The organism is Heliobacterium chlorum, assembly GCF_014502795.1.
In the GTDB taxonomy this organism is placed as follows: Bacteria; Bacillota; Desulfitobacteriia; order Heliobacteriales; family Heliobacteriaceae; genus Heliobacterium; species Heliobacterium chlorum.
This window is the reverse complement of sequence record NZ_JACVHF010000001.1, coordinates 75457-98627: the sequence shown is the minus strand read 5'-3', so window position 1 is coordinate 98627 and position 23171 is coordinate 75457. Positions and strand designations below refer to the sequence as shown.

The following is a 23171-nucleotide window of genomic DNA, read 5'->3' as shown; positions in this document are numbered from 1 at the left end:
CTTGTGGTTTTAAAGTTCAAACTTGCTTATGTCTTGCCGCATGCGCTCCGCCAGTGCGGCCAGCTTTACCGAGTTTTCTGCGATCGTCTCCACCGTAGCCGACTGTTCTTCTGCGGCTGCAGCTACGTGTTCGGAAGCCGCGGCGGATTCGTCTGTGATGTCAGCCACACTTTTTAAGGAATCGAGAACACTGATGGCATTCCCCTTCAGCGTGCCAAATATCTCGCGTATTTTCTGGGAGTCCGCTTCTGTCTGTTCGACTTTGCCAACCATGGTGACTAAAGCCCGTTCGCTCTGATGGATTGCTCCGACCTGCCCGTCGACGGCTTCACGGTTCGACTCCATGGCCCGGACCGTCTCTGCCGTTTCGGCAAGGATGTCTTGAATCAACCGGGTAATCTTTTCCGCCGATCCTTTGGACTCTTCGGCTAATTTACGAACTTCCTCTGCGACGACAGCAAATCCCCGGCCTTGCTCTCCAGCTCGGGCTGCCTCGATCGCCGCGTTTAAGGCGAGCAGGTTCGTCTGATTGGAGATGTCTCCGATGATAGTGACGATATCGCTGATTTCCCCCGAACGGACCATCAGTCTTTGGATCGATTGGGTAGCAGCCTCGACGGTCTCTTTTACCCGGCCTAACCCTGAAATAGCCGTGGCCATCACCATCTGGCCTTGATGAGCCGCCTCGGTAGATGCTAAGGCATTCTCGGCCGTCTTCAGCGCTTCTTGTTGTCCCGTCTCCACCTGTTCTTCCGTATTCTTCATCATTTTCAAGATCGAAGCTACATGTTCCGACTGATAGGCCGCACCGTCGGCCACCTCTTTGATCGCTTGCGCCACTTGGTTTGAGGCCTTGCCTGTGTCCTGGGCAGACAGGGACAGTTCCTTCGATAGCCCGGCCACGGAAGATGATACGTTGGATACACCTTCGATGAGTTCCCGTAAGTTGGCCCGCATTGCCTCAAAAGCCTGAGCCAATTGGCCTATTTCATCGTTCCGCCGGACCAGTTGAGCTTCGACAGGTTGACGTAAAGTCCCATCTGCTATTTCTTTGGCATTTACAGCCATCATGTCTATCGGTTTGACGATCTGCCGGCGAAGAAGCATGATGACAACGAAAAGCAAGAGAGCGATCACCGCACCCGCCATCAGACTCGTTGTTTTCAGTTGGTTGGCCACTTGGCTGTTCGCTTCGGCCACATGACCGATATAGATGACCCCTAATGGGTGACCGCCGATATCGGTAAAGTGGGAGAGTACTTGTGACGTCAGCACATTATTTTTGACTGTCGATTCGAAAACATCTGCGGCACTAGGAGCCATGAGGGCGGGCATATACCCTTTTAACTTCTCTGGTGCAACTTCTTGCATCGTCGTTAAACATAGATCGGATCCTGTCAGGAGAACCACCTCTTCCTGCAAGGTGGCTTTGATGTCTTCCAAGGCTTTGTTATCGAGGATCCGTCCGAAAATCAGGACGCCTGTCGGCGGCGCCTGTCCCTGCTCGTCGGTGATTTTCGAGACGGCCACCATCGCCAAGCCTTTGGAGGTCAGAACTAGACCGGAAAAACTAGACTCTTTTTTCAATCTCTCAGCGATGGCCGGAACAGCCATCTTGCCGGAAAATTCTTTGACGTCACCGACCTGGCTTAACACGTTCCCTTCGAGATCAGTCGTACAGATGATGTGAAGATTGGAGACCACATCGGTCATGACGTTGATATTTTCTTCGATCCAGGCGATATCCTTGTCGCCGACGGCCTTGTGATTATCCGCCCAGTAGGCATTCGGTTTCATTGCATCCATGAGCCGGCTGCCCATTTTATCGATCAGGCTTTTGGCTGCTCGTGTTGAATTGGTGGTTCGTTCTTTTTCAATGCCAAGCATCTCATTGGTTACGTTGGCATAAAGATAGAGGCCAATAGTTGCGATAGGTAAGACGAGTACCAATAAAATCAACAGCACCATCTTACGACTTAAAGACCACTTCGAGCCCTGGATCATCTAAAGGCCTCCCTTTTTAATACAGACGTTTGTACAAATGTAAAATAATATATAGTTAGTATAATTACTAGCGTAGATACCTGTAAAGCTATTCGTTATTAAGATATGAAAAATTAATGTAAAAAGAGACAGTCTCGCTGTCTCTGTCTTATCTTCGGGTTTAGTTATTTCCGCTTCATATAACGAACAGTATCGTTTTGCCTTGCCCTATGGGCCGACCTTTCGCATCGCTAGTTGATTACTTTTTCAAGAACTTAGCGACCCCATCAATGAGCAGGTTTTGGGCCGCCGGCATCTTTAAGAGGCTGCTGGCCAGGCCCATGATTCCGGAAGAACCACCTGACCCTCCTCCGCCACCGACGCCGGGCAAAAACATGGACGCTAGGTTCATCATAGCTCCCAGATCGAGTCCTCCTGAACCCGTTCCGGCGGCGTTGGCTTTGGCTGCTTGTGCCTCTTGCTGACGCAACTTTTGCATGCGCTTCCAGGCCCATCCGCCCCGCTTCGGTTTTACGCCAAAATAGCCCATCGTTCGTACAACGGAGTCGATAGCACCGTCAGCTTCCTTCATAACGGTCTCCATTTTCTCCACATTGCCTCTGAGCTTTTGAATCTCACCGCCAACCGCGTCTAAATCGAGGCCTTTTGCCATCATATTTTTAATTAAGGATAAGGTATCGCTGTCACCGGAAGGATCCGAACTCCCCTCTGATCCCTTTAATCCGTTAAACAAATTGGCGAGTACAGGAAGTGTCGCTGCAATCGGATCATCTTCTGAGTTTTGGGAGCCGCCATTTTTCGTCGCTGAAGCCGATTTCTTCGTTCGGACAGATCTTTGACGCTTGGGACCGGGATTCTCATTGTCCTTGTCGCCACTGGAACTATCGGATCCATTAGAATGCTCCGAACCAGCGTGATTTTCGGAATCGCCTGGTTCTCTGTCGTTCGTTTCCGTTTCCTCTTCTTGTCCCTTATTTCCAAGGCCAAAGAGGGAAAAGAGAGAATTGAGACCTGTTCCTCCCTCTGCTTTTGTCTCAACCGACTCGGTTACGGAGTCATCGTTCTCCTCCATTGGCCAAGGGGGGGTCACAGGAGGCTTATTTTTTGCCTTTAACGACTTTACTGACTTTGATGTCTTTTTTCGACCCTTCGTATTTCTTTTCTTTCTGACTTCCCTATTATCCCTGTGCCGGACCTGGTGGGAAGTCCCGCTTTTTTGGTTACCCACTCGAACTTTTTGTTTATTTTTTCGGCGCCGCACGCCTCGTTTCTGTACCATCACTTCACCTCCAAAAAGAACGAAAGGTTCACTATTTTCCGTACAATCTATGACTGACGGAAAATTACGGTGCAAGGCGAAGTCTATCTTTTATTGAATGGGGCATAAAAAAGCCCCTGCCGTCACGACAGAGGCTTTGGATCTCTTTATGGGTGAATGGCTTTCTTGGCAAAGCGGCCGCCCATGACTTCGGCTACGTGTTCCACGGCGACGAAGGCATCAGGATCGATTTCCAGGACAATTTCACGAAGCTTAGCGATTTCCAAACGGGTGACGACACAGTAGAGAATCTCCTTTTCTTCCCCTGTGAAACCACCTTTGCCAAAGAGGTAGGTGACGCCCCGTCCCAGTCGAGCCATGATCGTTTCCGCGATTTCCGTGGGGTTGTTCGAGATGATCGTCACTGACTTTGACTCGTTAAACCCTTCTAAGACGATATCGATCGTCTTAAAGGCGACGAAATAAGCGATCAACGAATACATAGCCTGTTCCCAGCCAAAGACGAAACCGGCGCTGCCGAGGATGAACAGGTTGAAAAACATGATGATCTCCCCGACGGAGAAAGCGATCCGCCTCGTCAAAATAATGGCCAGAATCTCTGTGCCGTCGAGGGAACCGCTGTAGCGAAGGATGATACCCACACCGATGCCAAGAATAATTCCTCCAAAGACGGATGCGAGGAGCAAATCTTTCGTCAACAGCGGAGTGCCATGGATTATATGAACAAAGAGGGCTAGACAGGCAACGCTGTATAGCGTCGATAAGGTGAAGGTTTTGCCGATCTGTTTATAGGCGATGATTAAAAAGGGCAGATTGAGAGCGAAGATAAACAGGCCCAAGGGGATCTTGAAAATGGCCGACAAGATAATCGAGACGCCGATGACGCCTCCGTCGATAATCTCGTTCGGGACTAAGAAAATCTCTAAGGCTACCGATACCAGCAAGGCACCGAGAGCAAGGAAGAGGGAACGCTTAATTATTTTCGTCAGAGACTGTTTTTTGTGCTGTGCCGGTGTCATGCTTTATTCCTCCTCTCTGAAACGCATCACTCGGTTTCTTTTTTAGAGAGGAATTTTTTAATTTCTTCCGGTTTTCAACAAGCCCTTGCCGGGCAACTTTGACAACATGAAAAACCATAACCATTCGATGTAACCACCTTTCGAACATTCAAATACCGCCAAGTGGTTACTTTACTTTTTGTATCTGCTTGTAGTATTTTGGGTCTTAACAAGCTTTTGCGGATGTACCATAGGATAATTCGGTGTATCGTCGATTGCTTCAGGAATAAGCATAGAACTAGTATGGATATAAAATTAAGCAAATCATGCTCGTAAAAGCGTAAGTCAGGAGCGATAGTAAATAAGTCGGCAGGCAACTCTGATCCATGACCGAAGAGCCAATGCGATGATGGTGCAACGGTAACGGCTTGGTCCGCTCGGGAAAGAGTCGCCACTTCACCGCCCCAGATAGGCACGCCGACCATGAAGACGAAGGCGATCAGGAGAGCCAAGCCAAAGAGATACATTTTATATCTATCTTTAGTGATTCTCATGGCCTACCTCCTCCGCTCTAGCTTTCTAAACGCATATAGTTTATTTTACCACGTTCCTGGTGATAAACAGACGACAAAATTTTTCCTTACAGGAGTGGCGCCTATGTTAACAAATGAAAACATACGCATTCTCGTCGTCGATGACGAACTAAACTTGTTGAAATTGATTCATGCTTATCTTCAACAAGAAGGGTATCACGTCAAAGAAGCAGCAAACGGCATGGTGGGTCTACAGGAATTTTATCAGTGGAAGCCCGATTTAATCATCTTAGACCGGATGCTGCCCGATATGAGCGGCGAGGAGATCTGCCGGCAGGTCCGGCGGGAAAGCAATATCCCTATCCTCATGCTCACTGCCAAGGCGGGAGAGCAGCATGTCATCGAAGGCCTTTCCTTAGGTGCCGATGATTATGTGACAAAGCCCTTCAGTCCAAAAGAGGTCGTCGCCCGGGTTCGAGCTCTGCTGCGAAGAAGCCAAACTCATGGGGCGCCGCTGATGGAGGAGATGGGCTTCGAGGCCGATCGTTTGGTGATCAAGGTGACGAAACAGGAAGTGCTGAAGGACAAGGCTATGATTCCCCTGACAGCCATCGAATTCCGCCTGCTTGTCACCTTAGCGAAACATCCCGGTGTCACCTACACTCGGGCTCAATTGATTGAGCAGGCTCTTGGGCACGATTTTGATGGTTACGACCGCACCATTGATGCCCACATCAAGAATTTACGGCAAAAAATCGAAGACCAGCCAAAACAGCCTCGCTATATTTTGACTGTCTTCGGAACGGGATACAAGTTCGGTGTAGAAAAATGAGACTGCAGACCAAACTAGGACTTGCCTTTACCGGGGTGGCTGTCGCCGCCATCATCGTGGCCGTTCTCATTTCCAACTGGTCGGTCCAGCGGAACTTTGAACATTATGTACACCAACGCCATTATGCCTACTACCAGCAGATTGCGAATAATCTGATCGCCGAATATACACAAACAGGAGCTATCTCCAAAGGTTCCTTAACCTTCTACGGCCACCAAGTGATGATGGAAGGTTATCAACTCCGGCTGGAGTCTCCCGCAGGCGAGCTGTTGTGGGAAAGCCCTGTTCCCATGTCCCATGGTCCATCCACAGAAAAGACGACCTGGAATTATCACTCCACGTCTCTTTATGCAGGTAACGACTACCTCGGGACGCTTTACTTGCTCTATCCGGAGGCGGAACTCACGCTGACCGATCAGGAAATGACCTTTATGGGCCAACTCAATGAGACCTTCTGGCTGGCTACGTCGGCGACAGGTCTTCTCGCCTTTTTCATCAGTATGATCGTCGGACGCTACCTGGTTGTTCCCTTGATTCAAATGCGCCAGGTCGCCCTGCAACTGCGCTCAGGAGATCTTTCGTCCCAAGTCACTATCGATCGCAAAGACGAGATCGGCGATTTGGGCCTGGCGATGAACCACCTCGCCGAGTCCCTTCGGCACCAGGAATCTCTGCGGAAGACTTTAACAGCGGACGTGGCCCATGAGCTTCGCACCCCCATATCGACGCTGCAGGGATACTTAGAAGCGTTCCGTGACGGAGTCTGGTCGCCTACGCCCGATTTGTTAGACGCCTGTTACCGGGAGACACTGCGATTGAAAAATCTCGTCAGCGATCTGGAATCGCTGGCCACGGCTGAGGTAGGTTTGACCTACGATTTTCAGCCCCTCGACTTTGGCCGCCTCGTCAAGGGAATTTGTGAAAGTCTGCGTCCGAAGATAGCCGAGAAGGGCTTGCTATTTACCGTAGAAAGTGCAGACGGTTTAATGGTAAACGGTGATGAGCGGCGGCTAACCCAACTGGTCGTAAACTTGCTCGAAAATGCCATTAAATATAACCGGCCACAGGGAAGTATTCAAGTGTCCTTGAGCCGGGAAGAGCCTGCAGAAGGGCTTGGGTCGGCCCGTCTCTCTGTCTCGGATACAGGTACCGGCATCGCTCCGGCCGATATTCCCTTTGTATTTGAACGGTTTTACCGGGGGGACAAGTCTAGAACCCGCTTAAAAGGGGGATCCGGTATCGGATTGGCCCTGGTTAAAGCGATCGCTATCGCCCATGGTGGAGATGTCTCCATATCAGACACATCATCGCGAGGAACGACGGTTGTCTTTTCCCTTCCCCTATCTTCATAACTTCTTCAAATCTGTCCGGTAAAATTAGACCATCGCAATCCTGCCGGTGTCTAAATACCGGCGGAGAATAAGAATTGATTACCAACAGGTATAGGGGGCGTCTCATGACTACTCGCGAGGAAAAGAAAGCACAGTTTCAACAAAAATCTTCATCTGGCAAGTTCATCGTTGGCGCTGTGATCGGTATCGTCGCCATCGCTGTGGCTGCCTACGGTTTCTGGAATACCTCTACCAGTTCCAGCAATCACGACAGCAAGACCAGCTATAACGTTGGATCTAAAGTCGATTACACCGGTAAGATGATCGCCATGGCGAAACTGCCTCCGGTCAGCGCCAATGACGGTAAAATCGTGGTGCCTCTCGACGAAGTGAAAAGTAAAAGCATGATCCGGACGGAGTTCAAAAGTGGCAACAAGACGATCCCTATCATGGCTTATGTCGCACCGAGCGGACAGGTCGTCGCAGCCGTCAGCATGTGTGAACCTTGTGAAAGCACCACTTTTACGATCAAAGGGAAACAACTGGCCTGCAACGCTTGTGATACCCGCTGGGATCCGGATACGCTGAAAGGACTTTCCGGCGGTTGTCAAACTTACCCGCCTGATCAGCTTTCTTATACTGTCGAAGGAAATAATCTAGTCCTTGATGCCCAGACCGTATCAAACTGGAAACCAAGAATCTAGTAGAGGAACAAGGCAGGCATGACCTGCCCTTTTTCATATCCACTCGCACGAGGAGGTCTGGCAGTGACCTTATGGGATATCATCGGCAGCAGCTTAAAGCGACGTTGGAGAAAAGCAATCATTCTAACGGTCGGCCTTTTCTTGGCCACATCTATTTCCGTCGCCCTTTTTTCAGCGTCCAAGGCGATGCGTGAGGAAGTGGCCGACTCTTTCGATCAGATCGGAGCGAACATCAGCATCATCCCGACACAAGAGGAATTATCCCTCAACTACGGCGGCATATCTCTGGCGCCATCCCAAAAGGATACTCTCTTACAGGATGAAGCCCTTCAAAAAATCCGAACCATCGCGAATGCGGAAAGTATCGCCCGGGTAGCGCCCAAGGTCTTGGGCCATATCACCTCCGACGGTCAACCGGTGACTGTGGTCGGTGTTTCTTTCGCCGATGAACTCAAGATGAAGAAGTGGTGGAAAATCACCGGAGATCAGCCCCGTGGAGGTGCCGACATCCTCATCGGTGAAAAATTGGCTGCAGAAAAGGGATGGCACACCGGTCAGTCCATCGATTTGAACGGTAAAACGTTTCGCATTTCCGGACAGTTGGTACCGACAGGGAGTGACGAGGACAACCTGTTGTTTATGGATTGGAAGCAAGCCCAAGATTTGCTGCAGATGCAAGGGAAGCTGTCCTTCATCGAAGTGAGCGCCCTCTGCAGCACCTGTCCTATTGATGATATTACGGCCCAGATCGGCACGGTTCTCCCTGGCAGCCAGGTGACCGCCTTAAAGGAAACCCTGGTGGCCCGGGAAGGGATCGTAGACCGTTTTACCACTTTAAGCCTAGTCGTTGGCGCGGTCACGACTATTGCCGGTATGCTCCTTGTCTTTTTGCTGGTATCGTCCACGATGAGAGAACGGACAAAGGAGTTAGGCATTCTTCGTTCTATTGGTTTTCGCAAAAGTCATTTGATGCAAATGCTCTTAAGCGAGGTCGTTTTGCTTACGATTCCGGCAGGAGCGGCAGGATATCTGGCTGGCCTCTCCTTGTCTCGCTGGGCAGCGCCTATCATCGTTCAGATGGAAGTGACGGTCCCTTGGAACGGCAAGGAAGCCCTCCTATCGGTCGGCATCACGGTTCTCCTGGGCTTGATCGCTTCTCTCATGCCCGCTTGGCGCGGCGCAAGCAAAGATCCGGTCGAGGCGATGCGAATGTTGTAAGGGCTTTTCGTCAAGGGAGAGGGGAGTTACCGTGAGTGTGTTGGTGAAAACGGATCAAATCAGTAAAGGTTACGGCCTTGGCGAAAACAAGGTGACGGCCTTGCAGGAAATCAATTTGTCCGTCCCAGAGAGATCTTTTCTCGCCTTGGTCGGACCATCCGGCTCAGGCAAGACTACCTTATTGACCCTTTTGGGTGGTCTAAATCGACCGGACAGAGGTACGCTGTGGATCGACGATATCGATGTGTATGGCCTTTCCGGTGAAAAGATGGCCGATTTTCGCCGGGAATATATCGGCTTTGTCTTTCAGCAGTTTCACCTCATGCCCTACCTGACCGCTTTGGAAAATGTGATGCTTCCCCTGGCCGTCAAGAAAATGGCGGTTCAGGAACAGCGGCGAAGGGCTATCGCATTGTTGGAGCGAGTCGGCCTCGCCGGAAAAGAGCATCGTCTTCCCCATCAGCTTTCCGGCGGTGAACAGGAACGGGTGGCCATCGCCCGGGCTATCGTAAACAAACCTCCGCTCATCCTCGCTGACGAACCGACAGGGGCTTTGGATAGTCAAATGGGCGAACAAATCATGGAACTTTTTCAAGAACTACACCGAGATGGGCTGACTATCATCATGGTCACTCATAACCTCGATTACTTGCGCTACGTTTCTCAGGCAGCCTATCTAAAAGACGGTCGCTTGCAGAAGGTGGAGGAGATAAGCCCATGACGATTATTCGTCTGATTTTCCTCTCTATCGTCCGAAGAGGCGGAAAAGCGCTCCCCATCCTGCTCGGGTTTATTCTCTGCTGGACCACCTTTTTCTCTTTAGTCACCTTATCGGATAGTGCGACCGAAGCTGCCTCATCTATAGCCGCCCGTTCGGGACAGCCCCTTTTCATCACTCCAAAGCGGGAGCAGGTGTCCTTCTCCTTTGCCGGTGTCACGATCGCTCCTGATATTGCAGTGAAGGAAACCTATCTACCGGCGGATATCGTCGAAAAAATGCAAGTATTAGGAGCGGTCCTCCCTAAACTGGTGACTACCGGACAGGTGGCGGGGAAAAAAGTGCTTTTAACAGGCGCTCGCCTGGACGACGAAATGAAGTATAAAGCGACATGGACCTTGAGGGGCGCTCTTCCCCAACCGGGCGATTTCCTAGCTGGATCGAAGGCCGCAGAAATCCTCGGACTAAAGCCTGGCAAAAGCCTTGCCCTAAAACTTCCTTCCGGTTCAATCCTTCCGGGCACAGTTTCAGCAACGCTGCAGGAGACCGGCGGGCCGGAAGATCAACTGCTGTTTATCGATTTGCGGCGGCTGCAAGAGGTACTCGGGAAAGAAGATGTACTCACCTTCATCGAGGTTCCACCGGGTCAAACAGAGACGAATAACGTACAAACGGTTCAAGAGTTGCTCGGACCAACCGTTACCGTTAGCAAAGCTGCCGACGCCCAGTCGTCTCGTCTAGAGCTGGCCGGGAGCCTGCGCCGCTTTACCTTTTTGGTGGGTTTGATGGTGATGACGATTTCCTCACTGCTGCTCTTTGTGACCACTGCCAACTCTGTGGCAGAACGAAAGTCCGAAATGGGGATTTACCATGTGCTCGGCTTTTCTCAGAGGTCGGTAAAAAGAATCATTTTAGGGGAAGGTATGGTCCTCGCTGGAATCGGGGCTTTAGTTGGCGCTCTCCTTGGTTTCGGTCTGGCCTTTTTCTTATTGCCCTGGGTTGGTAGTGAAGATCTTTCCCTATCTTTTCCGGTGTCATCTGTCCTTTTCGGAGTCACAGCAGCTATGTTGCTGGCTCTCGTCTCCGGCCTCTGGCCTGCTTCCCGGGCATCGAAACTCGATCCGGTAGAGGCTTTTCGGCAGATGTGATTGGGATAAAAGGACTATCGGTTTCGCAAGCGACGTCTCATGGGGAGTAAAGCGAAAACTCAGTACTATGTGATGTGACGGGCCAAAAAAAGCCCTTGTCGGACCTGCTCTAAAGTCCGTACAAGGGCTTTTTCTTTTGGTAGCATTACTATTGATTAAGTGTTGTTTTACTGTTGAATCTGAATTCCCAGCAGTGTCCGGGTGATCTTCCCCTCATCGATCAATTTGCTGACCGCTTCGTCCAGTTGAGCCATTTGTCCTGCCGAAATCAGGCTGCCGCCAAACATTTGCACGATGATTTGATCCATCGTCGTCTCTCTTTGCTCTTGAATGATCTGGTATACCTGTTCTTTCAGAGTTCCCAATGTTCTCATCCTTTCTGTATAACAAGCCGTAAATTAAATATCATGAACTTGGTGCTACATCGTCGCTCTTCATGGTAACCAAAGCAAGTTGATAATAACACAGCCACAATCATCACGATAGGTAACCATCTGAACTGACTTCTGTTTTTGACTCTGGCACATGTCGACAACTCAAACTCACCTTCGACGCAGAGACAGCATACCTTGATATAGAGGAAACGGAATCGATGAAAGATGTGATGCTATGGAATTGACGATGAGCCGAGACTTTCGCACTCTCTCGGGACTTCTTTTAACCTTAGTCGTTCTAGCCGCCTTTCTTCCCGGTATCTTAGCCATCGATAGGAGAAAAAGCGGTAGAAAAAAATATAAACATAGCTATTCGGCACGCATGAACCAGCTTATCTCCCTGGCGCTCTTGATCATCATCATCGCCGTACTGGGCAACAGTCAGTATACCCGAGAATAATAAAACACCTCTTCTACCATCTCTTAAAAACGGTAAAAGAGGTGTTTTTCTTTATGTCCTTCAACGCTGTCACCTCATGCATCTTCGTTGGATACAAGTAAGCCGACCAAAAAATCCGTAACAACACAGACCAGGGTGAGCAATAAGAGAACTTTCATAGAGGCCCCTTCGACAGGATAAAAGCAATCAATGGGTTCACCTCCCATCCTTGCGGATGAATCGGATTCACCCTATGCTGCAACCTATGTGAATGTGATATTCGTTGCTTGAATGCAAATTCCTGCTTAGGAAAGAATAAGAAAAGAATAAAACCCCTTGCCATGCAAGGGGAGCCTAATTAGAGCATTTTCTTGATTTGATCGAGTGCTTTTTTGTCCTTATCGGACACTTTTTGCGTCTTCATCAATTGATCCAACATACCCTTGATCTGTTTGCTCTGCTCAGGTCCTAAATGTTTGGCAAACTGCCCGACCAGTTGCACTGCTTGGGACCGATCAGCATCGCTAAGACCTTGCCGTTTCTTGATCTTATCCATGAAGCCCTTGACCTGTTTTTCCTGGTCCGCACCGATGGGGAGATTTAAATTCCCCTGATTCATGAATTGGTTAAGAACTTCTTTTAAGTTGTTCAAATCCATACTCACGCTGCCTCCCGATAATAAGAAATTGGCTGTTGCCTAAATTATCTTATTAAAGAGATTGGCTTGGGGTTACAGTTTTTGGAAATATTTTCAGGCAATAAAAAAAGCACCCGGCATCGAGCCGAGTTCGCCATATTTAAGAAAAGAGCGGGTGGATCCACCAGGCTCTGAATCCTCTATCAGTCTGTCCAATCGATAGAAAGATGAAACATGGACATCTCATGGTTTTTTAGGCCAGTAGCGATGGCCGAGATAAAACGTGATCATCATGACGGGAATGTGCAAACACCACCAACCAGCCCGTAGAAATTCAAAAATGGTGCCGTCGAGCGGATTTCCCACCGTCGTCTCCCCCTCACATAACCCCCCTCTTTCCACACCCTATGCGGAGAATGACAGCCTTAGCACCATGGGAATCGGTCAAGGGTCTGGGATTCCTTCGTCCCTCGGGATTTTCTATCCAACCTTCAGGCATCCTATGAGGGACAAGGAGTTGATAGGATGTCGCGCTACAGATGGATGACTTTCGCTTTGTCAGTTTTCCTCGCTTATGCGGTCAATCTGCCAATGGCCCAGGGAGAACCTCTTTCTGTCCCCGCCATTTCTCCGCCTTTAAACTATCAGATTGAATGCCGTTATGAGCCAACTACGCAGACGATCGACGGTCAAGTCGAGATTACCTGGAAATACGGCGGTACACTGCCTCTGTCGCAGATCGCCCTTCATCTATATCCAAACGCTTTTCAACCGGGCTCCACCTTTTTTAACGAGTCATCGGGTCAGCACCGCGGGGTGCAAGGGGATGTCAACAAACCCGGGAAGATGGATCTGACTCAAATCACTTACATTTCCGGCACCAACAGCCGGGACCTGACAGCTACATTACGTTTCATTCAGCCTGACGATAAGAATCCCCATGACCGTACCCTGGCTACGGTCGATCTGCCTCGTCCATTGCGCCTCGGTGAAGTATTGCATATGAAAGTGACCTTTCAAACTTTACTGCCTGACGTTTTTGCCCGCTCCGGTGTAGCCGATCCCTTTGTCATGGCTGGGCAGTGGTACCCGAAACTAGCCGCCTATGAACGCCAGTGGCAGCGAGGGCGGGAACAAGAAGGTTTCAACCTGCACCAGTTTCACGCCAACAGCGAGTTTTATGCCGATTTCGCCAATTATGACGTGAAGATCACTCTCCCGAAGGCCTATGTGGTCGGGGCCACCGGCTGTGAAGTGGATCCGCCTGTGGTGGAAGGTGAGCACAAGCGGCTGCACTTTGTCCAGTCCTGGGTCCATGACTTCGCCTGGGCTGCCGATCCTCGCTTTGTCACGCAAACCTGCACCATCGAACCGAAAGACACGGCACCTGTGGAAATTCGGCTTTTCAGTCAACCGGAACACCTGCCTTTGGCAGAGCGTCAGTTGAAGGCCGTCGCCGGTGCATTAGAGCAATTATGCACCTCAAATGGGCCTTACCCCTACCGAACCCTGACGGTGATCGATCCGCCGGCTGACGCACCAGGAGCCGGCGGCATGGAATACCCCACGTTAATCACGGGCGGGACCCCCAATTTTCCCGGTGAGCGTTCATCCGATCCGGAACGAGTTTTAGTACACGAGACAGCCCATCAATACTGGTACGGCCTCGTCGCAACGAATGAGTTTGAGGAACCCTGGCTGGATGAAGGCTTAACAACCTATTCGGAAGGAAAGATCCTTGCCGAGCTCTATCCCGATACCCGCATCCCCTTCAAATTCTTAGGCTTTCCTCTCTTTTCTACGCCCCTTCAGGATGACGCACCCGGTGATTACCGCACCGTTTTAGGCTCTACCGTACTGGATCCCATCAATCTACCGGCCTGGGAGTTTGCCTCGGAACGTTCCTACGCTGCATCGGTCTACTACCGGACGGCTCTTTCACTCTATACCTTGGAGCGCACCGTTGGGGAAGAAAAAATGCAGGACATCCTCTCCACCTATTTCAAACGCTGGGCCTTCCGGCACCCCGGAACCAGAGATTTCTTGCAGGTCATACAGGAAAAAGCCGGAGAGCCCACCATGAATCATTTCCGTGAATGGATATCACGCCCCGCTTCGATGGATTATGCCGTCGGCGATGTACGACCGGTGGAGACCCCGACCGGTCCGGCTTGGCAAATCCGCCTGGAGTGCCGCGGTGAACTGACAGCTCCTGTCGAGGTTATCGCGACCGACAGCAATGGACAAAGTCATGAATTTCACTGCGAGGGAACAGAACGATATACTGAACTGACCGTACCTGGAGACAGCCCCGTGATGACGGTGCAGGTCGACCCCCATGAGCGTCACCTGCTCGATACGAACCGGTTGAACAATCTCTGGACCCGTGAAAAGAGCATCTGGCCTGCTCTTCGCTGGACCCTCTTTGTGGCGGCAGCCTATCAGGCATTGCTGTCGGCGGGAATCTAACAGGCAGCCCAGCCATAGGATGAGACCAGGAGGTGATTGTCCTGGTCTCTTTTTGGTCTCGGGCTTGGACCGGCGCCCGGCAGTCTTTCTCTTTTTGGCCGGTCGTTTTGATCCTCTGGCTGCTCAATACCTTAGTCCTGATTCCCTTGTTACTCCCGCTGTTCCTCTATCTCTACAACACGCTCCCCGATCCCTATGCCCTTTCAGTGACGACCGACCCATCCCTTCTCGGGGGCAGCCGTCCTCAAGACTGGGAGGCGATGAGCATCTCCCTCTTTCACGATCTGATGCTTCCGTTCACCACGACTGCTGCTGGTTCCCTGCGCCGCTCACTGATCTCGCTTCCCTTGATCCTCTATATAGCGCTCCAACCTTTCTGGCAAGCTGGCCTCTGGAATACCCTTCGCTCCCGCTTGACCTCGACGGGTCGCTCGGTACGCTTGTGGTCAGCCTTCTTTCGCGGCATCGGCCAGTACGGCCCGGCGAGCTTCCGCATTGCCCTTTGGCTCACACCGCTCTGGCTCGGTTTATGGCAGCTTTATTCATACACGTCGAATCTTTTCGACGAAAAGTCTTGGGGACCGGTGCAAGCTACGATCATCGCCGTTGATTTTATCCTCGTCGTTCTTTTTCTGGCTTCGCTGATCTCCTTGATCGGAGATTTAACCCGTTGGCAGATGATATTTCATCCTTCTGAACAGGGAAAACCCACCATAACCCTGCTGATGCAAACGGTTCCGCAGATGATTCGCCAACTGGCGCCGTTGCTCGTACCTCGAATCATCTTATACGGCTTCAGCATGGCGTTGCTTTTCGTCATCACGGAAGTACTGGATCGCTATCCCGCTGCGGGAATAAAGGGGATTTTTACAGCCCTCTTTCTCCAACAAGCCATCATCTTGATCCTGTTCTTCACCCGAATTGCGGCGTTGATCACCACCGTCCGGCAGGTCGATCTTCGTCTTTAAGGCACTTCAGCGACCGATTTAACATAGCCCTGACCCAGGTGAGAAGTCGTATCGCTCCAAGCTTCTTGTAGTTTGGAAATATCGTCGGCAGTCAGCAGCGGATCTTCATTCTCCCGTCCCTTTTTCAGGGCATCGCCGATCGGTAAAACGCGGTAATCTTGCCGGCCCCGACGTGAATACCGATCTGTCCAAAGCGGTACATAACGGACATCGCCGATTTCGCTGCGGCTGTTTCCACCGTCGACCCGTTTTTTCAAAGGAACGTAGACGATGGCACCGGCATCTCGATAGCGGCCTTTCTGCGCGGAGATGAAGTTTCCCAGCGAGTAGATGACAAAGCGCTCTTTTCCGTTGACGACATGTTTTTCGAAAGGCTGCAGCACATGGGGATGGCTTGCCAAGACCACATCGACACCTGATGCAAACGCTTTTTGGACCCATCTTTTTTGTCCGTCCTCCGGTTCCCGCTGATATTCTTCGCCCATGTGCAAAGAGGCAATGACAAAATCGGCACCTAGGGCTTTCGCTTCCGTCACATCTTTGACCATGGCCGCTTCGTCAAGCAAGTTGACCAGATAAGGCTTGTCTTTGGGAACGGGTATACCGTTCGTGCCGTATGTATAGGCCAAAAAGGCGATTTTCACACCTTTGTTCTCTTTTACAGTCACTTTCTTTCGTTCTTCTGCATTCCGATAGGCGCCGACAGGGGTCATGCCCGCTTGCTCGATATTGCTGACCGTCCTGTTCAGTCCATCAGTCCCTTTGTCGAGAATATGATTTCCCGCGATGGTGATGAGATCAAAGCCGGTATCGGCTAAGGCTTGTGCCATCTCAGCAGGGCAGTTAAAAAGAGGATATCCTGAGAATCCTTTGTCCGGGCCGGCCATGGTTCCCTCAAAATCGGCGATAGCGATATCGGCTTTTTCAATGTAGGGTTTGACCTGTGTGAAAAAGTGTTCATAGCTGTACCCTCGGTCTTCCTGACCGGCTAGGATCATCGAATCATGGATGAGAACGTCGCCCGTTGCGGCGAGGAGGATCTCCGCCGTTCGAGGTGGCTCTATCGCATGTCCTTTTTCAACTTTGGAAGCGTCTGTCTCGCTGTTTCCCGCTCGGCTTACAGCTTCAATCGCCTGCGGTGTGGTGAGATTGTAGGGGTTGCAACCAGTAAGGAACAGGGGTAGTACCAGCAAAGAGACAAACATCTTAATTTTTCTCACACCTATGCCCCCCTCTGGATAAGCAAGAAAAAGCCACGCCTTTGCCTGTGAGCAAAGTCCGTGGCTTTTTCGTAGATAACAGTACTTCTTCGTTTACTGATTGATGGCCATGACGGAGAGTGCCTCGGCGGACCGGGCCACTTCGTCCGATGCTTCTTCGATCTGTTTGGATGTGGTGGTTAGGCTCTCGATCTCTGTGGCGATCGATTTGATTTTCTCTTGGTTATTATCGATCGCTTTGATGATGTCACCAAAGCTACGTACGACTTCCTGTGCCTGTTGAGAAGCCGATTCCATCGCCTTGCTCGTCTGAACCATCGCTTGGGAAACTTCCAGCGTATGCTGGCGGGAAAGCTGAATCATCTCGGCGATTTCCTGGACCGACTGCTCGGAGAAACCAGCTAGTTTTTTCACTTCGTTGGCCACAACAGTGAAACCGCGGCCAGATTCTCCGGCTCGAGCCGCCTCAATGGCCGCATTCAGCGAGAGGAGGTTTGTCTGGGTAGCGATCCCCTGAATGACACCGGCGATGGACTCGATTTTTTCGGAGCTCTCATCAAGGGCTTTGATCTTGTCCTGCATCCCTTGAATCAAATCGCCGAGATTCTCAATGGCACGACCGGTCTGTTGAATCTTCTTCTCACCGCTGTCGGCTAACGTGTTTACCTGACTGGCGAATTGGGTAGCCTGTACCGCGTTATGAGCAATACGCTGGGCTGCTGAAGCCATTTCGGCAGCCGATGCGGCCGTCTGCTCAGCCGTCGCAGCCAAGGTTTGACTTGAGTCGTTGACACGGTCCTGGAGCTGCTGGATATCATTCAAAGCGCCTTCCAGTTCCGCTTTCTTATCGATTTCCTGCATATAATCGTTGATATAGGCAGACATGACCGTCTGCTGATCCAAGTTGGTCAAGCGCTGTAGAGCCGTATTGATTTCGAGGGCACGGCTTTTATCCTTGACTTCTTCCAGAATGGGGAGGATCGCGTTGAACAAGGCCTGATAGGCAGCCATATACCAGTATGGCGGCAGCTTAATCCGGTTATGTACTTGGCCGATATGGACACGACCATCGATATACTTGTCATCAACAGTCGATGTCAACAGGCTTTTTAAATATCCCTTAAAAGTACCGCGCAGTTTGTCTACCGTAGAATGTTGTTCAATAAACGTTTTCAACTGGGGGTTGGCCAGAATCTGTTTATAAAAATTGTTCGCTATCTCGTCCAAGCGCGGCTCAAGGACCGGCCGCAGCTCCGCGAGCAATGCCAAGTCGCGAGTACTGAGGTTTAATAATTTTTGCGCTAACCTGGTTTCTTCGCCAGATACATGGATAGACATATTGGATGAGACTTGTACAGGCGGTGCTGAGGAATTTTTACCGAAAAACATTGCTTTTCCTCCCTATCTCCAGTCAACTACTGTAATTATACATGAGCTTCCATGCCCATGGAAGGTCGTTTGTTACCGATTTTCGATTACCGCACAAGGTCCGGCACAGGCACAAAAGCCGCAGACATCGGACAAAGGCAAGTGATGATAGGTACGGTCCACTTCCAGCAAAAAATCATAACATTTATGTCGATCAAAGGGACGAGTGGTCAAGGCACCGGTAGGACAAGATCGTTCACAGGCACGACAACCGGCATCTTCCCGGCAAAGTTTAGGGGCCGGTGGACCGAAGGCTTCCTTTTGAGGATCCCAAATACCGGGGCCGTCGTTTAGCACACAATCGACGATGAGGGAGGCAAACCGCCCTGCCACACCAGCCGGTGTGATCACCATATGATGGCGGCCAAATTCACCTAATCCACATGCCCAGGCCATATGCTTATGAGACCAAAAAGAAAGGAGCGTCTTTTCGTCAAAGTTATGGGTTGGCTTTGCTGTCATCGCCCGAACGCCCATGTGGGCCAATTGATCGATCATCGCCGTGGTCGTCTCAGCCAGCAGTTTGTTCGTCCTTACATAGTCTTCGGCCCATGCTTCTGTCGGATAGGAAGCCGTCCGGTTTGCGAAGGCCATTTCCTTGGAAAAAGGAACAAAGAAGGCTACGATGCTGCGGGCCCCCGGCAGGCATTCGTCCGGTTTCACCTGTTCCGAATGAGCCTCAAGCCAGCGTTTTACCCGAGGGTTGTCTAGGGGGACTGCGCCGAGAATGGGTTGGCGGTAGGTTAAGGGCTGTGCTTCCATAAAAGTTGTACAAGTCTGCCATAGACTCGCCATGATTGTATTCGTCATCGGAAGGGCTGTCCCCTTTCAAAAGTTCTCCCATTAATTAACCATGCAGGAATATTTCACTCGTTTATCGAATTGATCGAACAAGTCGCACCATTCGGAAGGAGGCAAGGCTATTGGATAAAATATGTAACGGCTACCGTCATCACTGGGGCATCGTGATCATCGCCCTGTCCCTGATGCTGCACGGATGCAGTCTGTCCCAACCATCGCCCCCCACCCCTGGTGAGTCCGCCCCGATCGATTCGAACCTCGGCGTCAATAAAGCCAGTGCTGCCACCGAGCAGACGGTACAAGTGTTTTTCCCTGATAAAGAGTATTATCGGCTGGTACCTGTGGAACGAGCCCTAAACGGCAGCGAGGAAGAAAAAATCAAGCAACTCTTTTCCATGCTGGTAGAAGGCCCCAAAAACGATCAGTTAAGCCGCATCGTGCCCGCTGCCCTGAAGTTGAACAAAGCAACAATCCATAATCGCACTTTGGAACTGGATTTATCGAAAGAAATCACTCAATTGAATACAGGTTCCACGGGAGAAGCCATGTTGGTCGGCTCTATCGTCAACAGTTTTTGTTCCATGGGCTATACAAGTGTTAAACTCACCGTTGACGGGAAAAGTGTGGAAACGCTGGCCGGTCACGTGGACGTCTCCGGACCTTTGAACTATTTTGACGAATTGACCGTTCGCGAAGGACCCATCCCAACTCCGGCCAATGTCGGTCAGATTCAACGGGAAGTGGATCGGGGACTTCAAACCTGGCGCCTAGATCCTGTCGAAGTAACACGGTTAGATGGAATCGCTCTCGGCTTTCTGCCGGATAAGGATAGCTTTGGGCTCATCAGCCGGAACGATTCTGCGGCCAACCAGGGTGTCGCTAAAGTAAAAGTTCGCCACGGTAAGCTCGATTTCCTTGTCGAGTTGTTTCAGCCGACCGGTACAGGCGGAAAGTCTTTTTGGGCGATCCGCTCCGTGACATCAGCCCCTGTCGAACCATAAACTTGTAATAGTGGAAGAATGATCACCTCCATCACAGGAGAAAATAAGCCTGAAGAGGAGGACTGATCATGGCCGATAAACCGAAAGGATTACACACATATCGTTTGGATCGAGAGTCTCTCGAGCAGCTATACCAGAAATACGGACGTCCCGGTGAGATCGCTCCCGGTGTAAAAGCTCCACGCAAACGGACAGTGGCACCGGAGCGCGAACCTGGCGCCGTACCGCTGCTGGAGCAAGAATAATCGTTTTAGGCTGCCGGTTTTCGGCAGCCTTTTATAGACGCAATGTTTATTGAATTTTCAAAAAATATCATTGTGATTGACCTTCCTCGTTCGCTATAATGGGTTCGAAACATACTGTTTTTGGGAGGAATGACAGCATGACCCACCTGCAGGAAATGCGCATGATCCCCCCCTTTACCCTTTTGCCTGACGAGGCGTGGCAAACACTGAGCGCTGCGACCCAGCTTGTTCAATTCCACCGCGGGCAGGTGATCTTTCACCAAGGACAAAAAGCTTTTCCCCATCTCTTTTTGGCTCTCGATGGGCTTGCCGAGATCATCGTCCAAAACGACGCCGGCGAGGAATCGGTCATCGGACTGCGACGAGGTCGCGAGATCTTTGGAGAAACGTGCCTTGTGGAAAAAACCTACCCTGCCACCGTAAAAGTGGTGGAAGATATGACTTGCCTGACAATTCCCTTTGATGTGCTCCATCATCTCTGGGAAAAGCATGCCGCCTTCTCGGCCTACTTCTCTCGGCTCTTTGCCGCTCGTTTTCGAGCCATGATCAATGAAATCGTAGCTGAGCAGGCTGGGGAAGCTTATGGCATGGATTCCCGTCCTTTTCGCAAACGAGCAGTCGATCTTATGAATGCCCCTGTACATACCATCTCCATCGACGCTCCTGTCACCGCAGTTGCCCGTGCCATGGCTGAGAAGCGGGTCGGTTCACTCGTCGTCATCGAAAAGGAAGAACCGGTAGGCATCATTACGGAGCGAGACTTAGTCTATAAAACCTTGGCGGATCCTGAAAATTATCCGACCCTGCGCGAAGCCGTCAACCGCCAACTCGTCACATTGCCACCCGAATCCTATTATTATCAGGTTCTCTTGACCATGATCCGGGAAAAGGAACGCTATGTAGGTATCCTGGAAGAAGGTAAACTCATTGGGATCGTGGCGCTAACCGATTTAATCCGCAACCGTGACACAGGAGCCTTATCTATTGTCGACGGGATCGAGCATGGTCGTTCCATCGCAGACCTCGTCCGTTCGACGACTGTCATCGACAAGCTGCTGACGGCGATGGTAGCCGAGCGGGCCCAGTCCACCGAAATCACCGAAGTCGTCAGCGAGCTTTATGATCGTCTAACCCTTCGCATCATTGAACTCTCCCTAGAACAATTAGCCAAACAAGGAATGACCCCGCCGGTTAGCTACTGTTGGCTCACGATGGGCTCTGGCGGCCGAAAAGAGCAAACCTTGCGCACAGACCAGGATCATGCCATCGTCTTTGCCGATGTGCCATCGGATCAGTTGGAAAAGACCCGTGGTTTTTTCATGTCTCTAGGCAAACTGGTGACGCAAGGGTTGGAAGCCTGCGGTTTCGCCCGCTGCCCCGGCAATGTGATGGCCCTTAATTCCAAGTGGTGCCGTTCTTTCAAGGAATGGAACCATCAAATTGGTTCCTGGATCGAAGAATCGGTACCGGACCATGTACGTCAATTGACCATCTTTTTAGATTTTCGCTGTGTTTTTGGAGACGAAGGTCTCGCCGGAAAGCTTCGTGAGGCCGTCTTTTCCACATACCGGCGCCTGCCTGTAGGGCTGCATCACTTAGCCAAGGACGACTTGCGTCATCACGTGAGCCTCGGCTTCTTTAAACCTTTCGTCACGGAAAAATCCGGTGAACATAAGGATGAAATAGATCTCAAGCGCAGTCTCATGGTCCATCTGATCGATTGCATCCGTGTCTTCGCCCTCCGTGAAAACATCCAAGAGACGAACACACTCGCACGATTGCGCAGATTAGAGGAGCGGGGAATTTTTAACGCTGACGATGTGGAACTGATCCGTTTTAGTTTTACAACGCTGCTAGATATGCGCATTCAGGAAAACTTGCGCAAAGTTCGACAACAGCAGGTTCCTGATAACTATATCCATCCCTACCGGCTATCGAAGCGTGACCAGTCCAGCTTGAAAGAAGCCATCCAGGGGGTTATTCGCATCCAGAGTCTTACGGGCTCATCCTTTCGTGTGGACGGTTACTTGTAGAATGGAATAATTCGATAGGTCGGAGGTGTACCGTGGTCATTCGGACATTTCGCAACCTTTTGGGATGGAGATCCGCCGACGAACAAGATGTGGAGCCAACTATCGCCTGCTCTCTCACAGAGAAGTGTAGACAAAACAAGGGACGGATTAGTCCCTTTGAACTTCTTCGCAATATCCCTTTTGTCGTCTTCGATACAGAAACGACAGGTCTGAGCGTGCCTGATGATGATGTGATCGCCATCGCAGCCGTCGTCGTGGAAAACGGAATCGTACGGGACCTCCCTGTCTTTGACCGGCTCGTCAATCCCTGCCGGGCCGTTCCCATGATCGCCCAGGAATTGACCGGCATCCGGGAGGAGATGCTTTACGATCAACCTACCATCTATCCAGTTCTCGATGATTTTCTCGACTTTATCGACGGCTCGGTCCTGGTGGCTCATCGCGTCGGTTTTGACGTCGGGTTTTTGAACAAGTACTTAAAAAAAGCTCGCACGAAAATCTACCAACCGACGGTGGATACAATTACCCTTTCTCAGGTGATCGAACCCTTTCGGTCTGAGCACAGCCTCGATCAACTGATTCCAGCCTACCGGATTCCCCCGCTTCCCCGCCATACCGCCTACGGTGATGCTCGCATGACAGCACACCTGTTTGTAGCACTGCTACAGCGACTGCAGGAGCTTCGTCCCGTAAACACTTTAGGTGAGCTTCGGCGGATACTGGATCAACATCATCTGTAAGTCGGTTTAGTTGAATTCCCAACATGTTCACGATATGATTTAGATAAATAC

General features: G+C 50.9%; 23 protein-coding genes. 13 read left to right on the top strand and 10 right to left on the bottom strand.

Annotated features, from left to right (window positions below; translation table 11 throughout):
* Window positions 1–9 precede the first annotated feature (9 nt).
* From H1S01_RS00455 to H1S01_RS00440, 4 genes are all read right to left on the bottom strand, one after another.
* Window positions 10–2004 carry a methyl-accepting chemotaxis protein gene (locus tag H1S01_RS00455; RefSeq protein ID WP_188038170.1) on the bottom strand — a complete coding sequence of 665 codons (1995 nt, stop codon included), beginning with the start codon at window positions 2002–2004 and terminating at the stop codon, window positions 10–12.
* Between the two features lie 238 nt (window positions 2005–2242).
* The gene (locus H1S01_RS00450; protein WP_188038169.1) at window positions 2243–3283 is read right to left on the bottom strand and encodes a hypothetical protein; all 1041 of its coding nucleotides are present in this window, start codon (window positions 3281–3283) and stop codon (window positions 2243–2245) included.
* Between the two features lie 146 nt (window positions 3284–3429).
* Complete coding sequence (locus H1S01_RS00445) at window positions 3430–4302, bottom strand: YitT family protein (RefSeq protein ID WP_188038168.1); 873 nt, start codon at window positions 4300–4302, stop codon at window positions 3430–3432.
* 74 nt (window positions 4303–4376) lie between these two features.
* Window positions 4377–4835, bottom strand: coding sequence for a hypothetical protein (locus H1S01_RS00440; protein WP_188038167.1), 459 nt, complete (start codon window positions 4833–4835; stop codon window positions 4377–4379).
* Window positions 4836–4938: 103 nt separating this feature from the next.
* On the opposite strand from H1S01_RS00440, the gene H1S01_RS00435 reads away from it, so the two are divergent.
* The 6 genes from H1S01_RS00435 to H1S01_RS00410 all read left to right on the top strand — a co-directional run bounded on the left by H1S01_RS00435 (window position 4939) and on the right by H1S01_RS00410 (window position 10765).
* Window positions 4939–5646 carry a response regulator transcription factor gene (locus H1S01_RS00435; protein ID WP_188038166.1) on the top strand — a complete coding sequence of 236 codons (708 nt, stop codon included), beginning with the start codon at window positions 4939–4941 and terminating at the stop codon, window positions 5644–5646.
* Window positions 5643–6998 carry a sensor histidine kinase gene (locus H1S01_RS00430; protein WP_188038165.1) on the top strand — a complete coding sequence of 452 codons (1356 nt, stop codon included), beginning with the start codon at window positions 5643–5645 and terminating at the stop codon, window positions 6996–6998. The genes H1S01_RS00435 and H1S01_RS00430 overlap by 4 nt, the downstream gene beginning before the upstream one ends.
* 104 nt (window positions 6999–7102) lie before the next feature.
* Complete coding sequence (locus tag H1S01_RS00425; protein ID WP_188038164.1) at window positions 7103–7681, top strand: DUF2318 domain-containing protein; 579 nt, start codon at window positions 7103–7105, stop codon at window positions 7679–7681.
* A 63-nt stretch (window positions 7682–7744) separates the two neighbouring features.
* A complete protein-coding gene (locus H1S01_RS00420) occupies window positions 7745–8899 on the top strand; it encodes an FtsX-like permease family protein (RefSeq protein ID WP_188038163.1) in 1155 nt (384 codons plus the stop codon).
* Window positions 8900–8930: 31 nt separating this feature from the next.
* A complete protein-coding gene (locus H1S01_RS00415) occupies window positions 8931–9620 on the top strand; it encodes an ABC transporter ATP-binding protein (RefSeq protein WP_341478998.1) in 690 nt (229 codons plus the stop codon).
* Window positions 9617–10765, top strand: coding sequence for an ABC transporter permease (locus tag H1S01_RS00410; RefSeq protein WP_188038162.1), 1149 nt, complete (start codon window positions 9617–9619; stop codon window positions 10763–10765). The genes H1S01_RS00415 and H1S01_RS00410 overlap by 4 nt, the downstream gene beginning before the upstream one ends.
* 167 nt (window positions 10766–10932) lie before the next feature.
* On the opposite strand, the gene H1S01_RS00405 is transcribed toward H1S01_RS00410, so the two are convergent.
* Window positions 10933–11130: a hypothetical protein gene (locus H1S01_RS00405; protein WP_188038161.1), complete on the bottom strand. Its 198-nt coding sequence runs from the start codon at window positions 11128–11130 to the stop codon at window positions 10933–10935.
* Window positions 11131–11374: 244 nt separating this feature from the next.
* Here H1S01_RS00405 and H1S01_RS00400 point away from each other — a divergent pair, with 244 nt between their 5' ends.
* Entirely contained in the window at window positions 11375–11599 is a 225-nt protein-coding gene (locus tag H1S01_RS00400) for a hypothetical protein (RefSeq protein WP_188038160.1), read from the top strand.
* A gap of 337 nt (window positions 11600–11936) precedes the next feature.
* Here the strand turns inward: H1S01_RS00400 and H1S01_RS00395 are convergent, their stop codons facing one another.
* Both H1S01_RS00395 and H1S01_RS21795 read right to left on the bottom strand, forming a co-directional pair.
* Window positions 11937–12236: a hypothetical protein gene (locus H1S01_RS00395; protein WP_155475724.1), complete on the bottom strand. Its 300-nt coding sequence runs from the start codon at window positions 12234–12236 to the stop codon at window positions 11937–11939.
* A gap of 222 nt (window positions 12237–12458) precedes the next feature.
* Window positions 12459–12581 carry a hypothetical protein gene (locus H1S01_RS21795; RefSeq protein WP_268892036.1) on the bottom strand — a complete coding sequence of 41 codons (123 nt, stop codon included), beginning with the start codon at window positions 12579–12581 and terminating at the stop codon, window positions 12459–12461.
* A gap of 159 nt (window positions 12582–12740) precedes the next feature.
* Between H1S01_RS21795 and H1S01_RS00390 the strand changes: the two genes are divergently transcribed.
* Together H1S01_RS00390 and H1S01_RS00385 are read left to right on the top strand one after the other, a co-directional pair.
* Window positions 12741–14684 (top strand): M1 family metallopeptidase, encoded by a 1944-nt coding sequence (locus H1S01_RS00390; protein WP_188038159.1) that lies wholly within the window; start codon window positions 12741–12743, stop codon window positions 14682–14684.
* Between the two features lie 32 nt (window positions 14685–14716).
* Window positions 14717–15652: a hypothetical protein gene (locus tag H1S01_RS00385; RefSeq protein ID WP_188038158.1), complete on the top strand. Its 936-nt coding sequence runs from the start codon at window positions 14717–14719 to the stop codon at window positions 15650–15652.
* Here H1S01_RS00385 and H1S01_RS00380 read toward each other — a convergent pair.
* From H1S01_RS00380 to H1S01_RS00370, 3 genes are all read right to left on the bottom strand, one after another.
* Entirely contained in the window at window positions 15649–16872 is a 1224-nt protein-coding gene (locus tag H1S01_RS00380) for a CapA family protein (RefSeq protein WP_188038157.1), read from the bottom strand. The genes H1S01_RS00385 and H1S01_RS00380 overlap by 4 nt on opposite strands.
* Window positions 16873–16965: 93 nt before the next feature.
* Window positions 16966–18261: a globin-coupled sensor protein gene (locus H1S01_RS00375; protein ID WP_188038156.1), complete on the bottom strand. Its 1296-nt coding sequence runs from the start codon at window positions 18259–18261 to the stop codon at window positions 16966–16968.
* Between the two features lie 72 nt (window positions 18262–18333).
* Window positions 18334–19110 (bottom strand): epoxyqueuosine reductase, encoded by a 777-nt coding sequence (locus H1S01_RS00370; protein WP_188038155.1) that lies wholly within the window; start codon window positions 19108–19110, stop codon window positions 18334–18336.
* A 113-nt stretch (window positions 19111–19223) separates the two neighbouring features.
* Here H1S01_RS00370 and H1S01_RS00365 point away from each other — a divergent pair, with 113 nt between their 5' ends.
* The 4 genes from H1S01_RS00365 (at window position 19224) to H1S01_RS00350 (ending at window position 23120) form a co-directional block, all read left to right on the top strand.
* Complete coding sequence (locus tag H1S01_RS00365; RefSeq protein ID WP_188038154.1) at window positions 19224–20102, top strand: GerMN domain-containing protein; 879 nt, start codon at window positions 19224–19226, stop codon at window positions 20100–20102.
* Window positions 20103–20170: 68 nt separating this feature from the next.
* The gene (locus tag H1S01_RS00360; RefSeq protein ID WP_188038153.1) at window positions 20171–20347 is read left to right on the top strand and encodes a hypothetical protein; all 177 of its coding nucleotides are present in this window, start codon (window positions 20171–20173) and stop codon (window positions 20345–20347) included.
* A gap of 137 nt (window positions 20348–20484) precedes the next feature.
* Window positions 20485–22380: a DUF294 nucleotidyltransferase-like domain-containing protein gene (locus H1S01_RS00355; RefSeq protein WP_188038152.1), complete on the top strand. Its 1896-nt coding sequence runs from the start codon at window positions 20485–20487 to the stop codon at window positions 22378–22380.
* 32 nt (window positions 22381–22412) lie between these two features.
* Window positions 22413–23120 carry an exonuclease domain-containing protein gene (locus tag H1S01_RS00350; protein WP_188038151.1) on the top strand — a complete coding sequence of 236 codons (708 nt, stop codon included), beginning with the start codon at window positions 22413–22415 and terminating at the stop codon, window positions 23118–23120.
* Window positions 23121–23171 lie beyond the last annotated feature (51 nt).

What these genes read in the sequence shown, in the direction of transcription:
- H1S01_RS00440 (WP_188038167.1), bottom strand. Translation starts at nt 4,835, where the DNA reads ATGAGAATCACTAAAGATAGATATAAAATGTATCTCTTTGGCTTGGCT.
- H1S01_RS00455 (WP_188038170.1), bottom strand. Translation starts at nt 2,004, where the DNA reads ATGATCCAGGGCTCGAAGTGGTCTTTAAGTCGTAAGATGGTGCTGTTG.
- H1S01_RS00410 (WP_188038162.1), top strand. Translation starts at nt 9,617, where the DNA reads ATGACGATTATTCGTCTGATTTTCCTCTCTATCGTCCGAAGAGGCGGA.
- H1S01_RS00395 (WP_155475724.1), bottom strand. Translation starts at nt 12,236, where the DNA reads ATGGATTTGAACAACTTAAAAGAAGTTCTTAACCAATTCATGAATCAG.
- H1S01_RS00425 (WP_188038164.1), top strand. Translation starts at nt 7,103, where the DNA reads ATGACTACTCGCGAGGAAAAGAAAGCACAGTTTCAACAAAAATCTTCA.
- H1S01_RS00400 (WP_188038160.1), top strand. Translation starts at nt 11,375, where the DNA reads ATGGAATTGACGATGAGCCGAGACTTTCGCACTCTCTCGGGACTTCTT.
- H1S01_RS00375 (WP_188038156.1), bottom strand. Translation starts at nt 18,261, where the DNA reads ATGTTTTTCGGTAAAAATTCCTCAGCACCGCCTGTACAAGTCTCATCC.
- H1S01_RS00360 (WP_188038153.1), top strand. Translation starts at nt 20,171, where the DNA reads ATGGCCGATAAACCGAAAGGATTACACACATATCGTTTGGATCGAGAG.
- H1S01_RS00435 (WP_188038166.1), top strand. Translation starts at nt 4,939, where the DNA reads ATGTTAACAAATGAAAACATACGCATTCTCGTCGTCGATGACGAACTA.
- H1S01_RS00355 (WP_188038152.1), top strand. Translation starts at nt 20,485, where the DNA reads ATGACCCACCTGCAGGAAATGCGCATGATCCCCCCCTTTACCCTTTTG.
- H1S01_RS00370 (WP_188038155.1), bottom strand. Translation starts at nt 19,110, where the DNA reads ATGACGAATACAATCATGGCGAGTCTATGGCAGACTTGTACAACTTTT.
- H1S01_RS00430 (WP_188038165.1), top strand. Translation starts at nt 5,643, where the DNA reads ATGAGACTGCAGACCAAACTAGGACTTGCCTTTACCGGGGTGGCTGTC.
- H1S01_RS00450 (WP_188038169.1), bottom strand. Translation starts at nt 3,283, where the DNA reads ATGGTACAGAAACGAGGCGTGCGGCGCCGAAAAAATAAACAAAAAGTT.
- H1S01_RS00445 (WP_188038168.1), bottom strand. Translation starts at nt 4,302, where the DNA reads ATGACACCGGCACAGCACAAAAAACAGTCTCTGACGAAAATAATTAAG.
- H1S01_RS00390 (WP_188038159.1), top strand. Translation starts at nt 12,741, where the DNA reads ATGTCGCGCTACAGATGGATGACTTTCGCTTTGTCAGTTTTCCTCGCT.